Source organism: Streptomyces kebangsaanensis (assembly GCF_001906585.1).
Lineage (GTDB): Bacteria > Actinomycetota > Actinomycetes > Streptomycetales > Streptomycetaceae > Streptomyces > Streptomyces kebangsaanensis.
This window is the reverse complement of the sequence record NZ_JUJA01000164.1, coordinates 4,228-8,573: the sequence shown is the minus strand read 5'-3', so window position 1 is coordinate 8,573 and position 4,346 is coordinate 4,228. Positions and strand designations below refer to the sequence as shown.

General features: G+C 72.1%; 5 protein-coding genes. 4 read left to right on the top strand and 1 reads right to left on the bottom strand.

What is annotated here, in order from left to right:
• Window positions 1–106 precede the first annotated feature (106 nt).
• The 4 genes from RH94_RS33075 (at window position 107) to RH94_RS33060 (ending at window position 3,010) form a co-directional block, all read left to right on the top strand.
• Complete coding sequence (locus tag RH94_RS33075) at window positions 107–1,021, top strand: SDR family oxidoreductase (RefSeq protein ID WP_073952028.1); 915 nt, start codon at window positions 107–109, stop codon at window positions 1,019–1,021.
• A gap of 50 nt (window positions 1,022–1,071) precedes the next feature.
• Window positions 1,072–1,860 (top strand): SDR family NAD(P)-dependent oxidoreductase, encoded by a 789-nt coding sequence (locus tag RH94_RS33070; RefSeq protein ID WP_073952027.1) that lies wholly within the window; start codon window positions 1,072–1,074, stop codon window positions 1,858–1,860.
• Between the two features lie 127 nt (window positions 1,861–1,987).
• The gene (locus RH94_RS33065; RefSeq protein ID WP_073952026.1) at window positions 1,988–2,683 is read left to right on the top strand and encodes a L,D-transpeptidase family protein; all 696 of its coding nucleotides are present in this window, start codon (window positions 1,988–1,990) and stop codon (window positions 2,681–2,683) included.
• A 141-nt stretch (window positions 2,684–2,824) separates the two neighbouring features.
• Window positions 2,825–3,010, top strand: a complete 186-nt coding sequence (locus RH94_RS33060) for a hypothetical protein (protein ID WP_073952025.1) — start codon at window positions 2,825–2,827, stop codon at window positions 3,008–3,010.
• Window positions 3,011–3,163: 153 nt separating this feature from the next.
• Here the strand turns inward: RH94_RS33060 and RH94_RS33055 are convergent.
• Window positions 3,164–4,346: S1 family peptidase (locus RH94_RS33055; protein ID WP_234426201.1), on the bottom strand; the 1,183-nt coding region annotated here is incomplete at its 5' end.

Sequence of the window (4,346 nt, the reverse complement as noted above, 5' to 3'; positions counted from 1 at the left end):
AGGACTCCTGACGGATCGGTCGTAAAAGACGACAGAAGATGTCCGGCTTCCCCGGCACCCTCGATGACGGCAATCGCATCGACGGAAGACGCACGGGAGGCCGGACATGCCAGGTCCGCTGCAGGGCAAGGTCGCGCTGGTCGCGGGAGCGACGCGGGGAGCGGGACGGGGAATCGCGGTGGAACTCGGTGCGGCCGGCGCCACCGTGTACGTCACCGGGCGCACCACCCGCGCCCACCGCTCGGAGTACGACCGCCCCGAGACCATCGAGGACACCGCCGACCTGGTCACCGAGGCCGGCGGCCACGGCATCGCCGTACCCACCGACCACCTGGAGCCGGACCGGGTGCGCGCCCTGGTGGACCGCATCGCCCGCGAGCAGGACCGGCTCGACGTCCTCGTCAACGACATCTGGGGCGCGGAGCACCTCTTCGAGTGGGACACCCCGGTGTGGGAGCACGATCTCGCGGGCGGACTGCGGCTGCTCCGCCTCGCGGTGGAGACACACGCGATCACCAGCCACCACGCCCTGCCCCTGCTGCTGCGCCGCCCCGGCGGCCTGGTGGTGGAGATGACCGACGGCACCGCCGAGTACAACCGGGACACCTACCGAGTCAACTTCTTCTACGACCTGGCCAAGGCGTCAGTCCTGCGCATGGCCTTCGCCCTCGCCCACGAACTCGGCCCGCGCGGCGCCACAGCCCTCGCCCTGACCCCCGGCTGGATGCGCTCGGAGCTGATGCTCGACCACTTCGGGGTGACCGAGGACGACTGGCGCGACGCCCTGGACCAGGAGCCCCACTTCGCCATCTCCGAGACCCCCCGCTACGTGGGCCGCGCCGTCGCCGCCCTGGCCGCCGACCCCGACGTGGCCCGCTGGAACGGCCGGTCCCTCTCCAGCGGCGCCCTCGCCCGGGTCTACGGCTTCACCGACCTGGACGGCAGCCGCCCCGACGCCTGGCGCTACCTTCCCGAGGTCCAGGACCAGGACAAGCCGGCCGACACGACCGGCTACCGCTGACCGCGCACGCCGTCTGTTCGTGTGATCGTCCGCCGCAGTAGGTTCGGCGCATGACGGACGGCGGGCGATTCGACGGGCACGGGGTTCTCATCACCGGAGCGGGGCGGGGCATCGGCGCGGCCACCGCGCGAAGGCTGGCCGGGGAGGGGGCCCGGGTCCTGGTCACCGACGTGGACGGCGACGCGGCGGAGGCGACCGCGGCGGCCCTGCGCGAGCGCGGGCTCACGGCGCGGGCGCACGCGGTGGACGTCGCGGACCGGGAGTCGGTCGAGGCGGCCGTGGCGCACGCCGTGCGCGCCTTCGGCTCGCTCGACGTCCTGGTCAACAGCGCGGCCCACTGCGCACCCGACACCCCGCTGTTCGAGGACGGCCCGGACGAGGCGTGGGCCCGCGACCTGGACGTCACCCTGACCGGCGCCTACCGCTGCTGCCGCGCCGCCCTGCCCCACCTGGCGGCAGGCGGCCGGGGCGCGATCGTCAGCATCGGCTCGGTCAACGGCGTCCAGGACTTCGGCAACCACGCCTACAGCGCCGCCAAGGCGGGCCTGGCGTCCCTCACCCGCACCCTGGCCGGACACGCCGCCGCCCGCGGCGTCCGCGTCAACCTCGTCATGCCGGGCACGGTACGCACCTCGGCCTGGGAGGGCAGGGACGCCGAACTCGACCGGGTCCGGGCCCTGTACCCCCTGGGCCGGGTCGGTGAACCGGAGGACGTCGCCGCCGCCGTGGCCTTCCTCGCCTCCCGCGACGCGGCCTGGATCACCGGCACCACCCTGACCGTGGACGGCGGCCTCACCGCGGTCAACTCCGGCTTCCGAAAGGCCCTTCGGAGCATCTGAACCCACCCGCCGAGACGGGGCGAATGTCACCGTTTCGTCTCGGCGCGGGATGTTCCGCAACCAGTGTGCGCCGGCGAGGGTCTAGGTGTCGGGAAGCGCGGGAACGCACCGAGGGGGAGGGGCTGTCATGAGGAACCCGGGCAGACGGGGAGCGGTCGCACTGGGCGTCACCGGACTGGTGGTTCCGCTCGCACTGACGGTCGGCGCCGCGCCGGCGCAGGCGGCGAGCTGCACGACGCAGACCGGGCCGTACCAGAAGCAGGTGGAGAAGTTCCTCGGCCGGCCGGTCGACGGACGGCAGTCGGCCGCGGACTGCAAGGCGATACGGGCCTTCCAGAACAAGCACGGCATCACACCGAACATCGGTTACGCGGGTCCCGTCACCTGGGGCGTGATGGACCTCATGAACAAGCAGAAGGCCGTGGGCAAGAAGCCCGACAAGGCCGGCAAGTGCCCGGTGAACAAGGGCCGGATAGCCTGCGTGAACCTCACGCTCCAGCTCAGCTGGATCCAGGACGGCAGTCGGCTGGTCTACGGCCCCGTGCCGGTGCGCACCGGCCGCAAGGGGTACAAGACGCGCACCGGCCTGAAGAAGATCTACTGGCGGCACATCGACCACGTCTCGACCCTCTACAACGTGCCCATGCCGTACAGCCAGTTCTTCGACGGCGGCCAGGCCTTCCACTCGGTCGGACTGAGCGTGTGGAACCCGCCCGGCTCGCACGGCTGCGTCAACATGACGCCGAAGGACGCCAAGAAGTACTGGTCGCTGCTGAAGAAGGGCGACGACGTGTACGTGTACGGCCGCAAGCCGGGCACCTGAGCGCGGGCGGGGTTCGGCGCCCGGTGGCGGTTGAATCGCGAACTACCGCCGGGCTCCTGCCGAATTGACGTGATGAGCAACACGGTCCGATATGTCGGTATCGCTCGTACTTATTCACAGCGCCTTCACCTCGGTCGGCATATGCTTCACGGCATGTCCACCACTGTTGAACCCGTCTCCGAGCGATCGGCCGCGGAGGTCAACGAGGAGATCCGGGCCCTGTGGCTCCGGTCGGGCGGGACACTGACCAGCGAGCAGCGCGAGGAGTACCAGCGCCTCGTGATGGAGTGGGCCACAGTCGCCCACCCCCCGCTCAGAGCCGCCTGAGCCCCCTCTCCTCCGCGGCCCCCGCCGCAGCATCGGACCACCCTCCCGGGCACCCATGAACGAATGGGTGCCCTTCTCGCACCGTCCTCCGCCCTCTGCCGCGGCATCCACCGTGCCGTCGGCGCGGCGCGACCGCCGTACGGACCGCCCCGGTCAGCCCCACGTCGCCGAGTAGTGCCGCTGGTAGGCCTTGCGGTCCTGTTCCGCCCGGATCCAGCGGGTGGCGATCAGGGCGATCAGGCTGCCGGCGACGACCAGGAGGCCGGGGCCGACGGCCTTGGGGTCGGAGAGGCGGGAGAGCAGGGTGGTGCCGTCGGTGGTGCCGGTGACCGGGGCGGAGGAACCGGGGGAAGCGGCGCCGGGGGCGATGGCGCTGTGGGTGGCCGAGGCGGAGGGGGCGTCGGCGCCCTGCTGCGGCGCGGACACGATCAGTTTCACGCCGAGCGCGGTCAGCGCCTGGGTGACCGGCTGGAAGAACGTCGTACCGCCCGTCGTGCAGTCGCCGCTGCCGCCCGAGGTCACCCCCAGGGCGATGCCCTCGGAGAACAGCGGACCGCCGCTGTCGCCGGACTCGGCGCACACCGTGGTCTGGATCAGGCCGGTGACGGTGCCCTCGGGGTAGTTCACCGTCGCGTTCAGGCCGGTTACCTCGCCGTCGCGCAGCCCGGTCGTGCTGCCGCTGCGGAACACCCGCTGCCCCACGGCCGGATCGGCCGCTCCCGTGATCCGTACGCCGTTGCCACCGCCGATCGCCACGATGTCGGCGCCCGGGCCGGCGCTGCCGGAGGCGTACTGGATCAGCGAGAAGTCGCCGCCCGGGAAGGAACCCTCGACGGTCCTGCCGAGCTGCTGATCGCCCTGGTTGTCGGCGAACCAGATGGAACCGGTGGGCCCGCAGTGCCCGGCGGTGAGGATGAAGTCGCTCTGCCCGTCGGTCACGTTGAAGCCGGCCGAGCAGCGTCCGCCGGTCGACAGCACGGGCAGCGCCCCGTTCAGGCGGGTGGTGAAGGTGCCCTCGGTGCGCTGCATGCGCACGAAGCTGCCGATGCCGTCGGCGACCTTGGTCATCCGGGCCCAGTCGGCGGCGGAGACGGTGCTGTCGGCCTGGACGGTCACCCGGTTGGTCCGGTAGTCCATCACCCACGCCGTCCCGGGCACGCGCGGCGCGGCGCGCAGGGTCGCGGTGGCCGCCTTCAGTTCGTTCATGCTGTGCCGTACGACCTTCGCCTCGGCACCCGCCCGCCGCACCTCGGCCGCCGCCTTCTCGTCGGTCACGGCGACGACCGGCCGCCCGTCCGCGCCGATCCAGCTGCCCGCCGTACGCGAGGCACCGAGC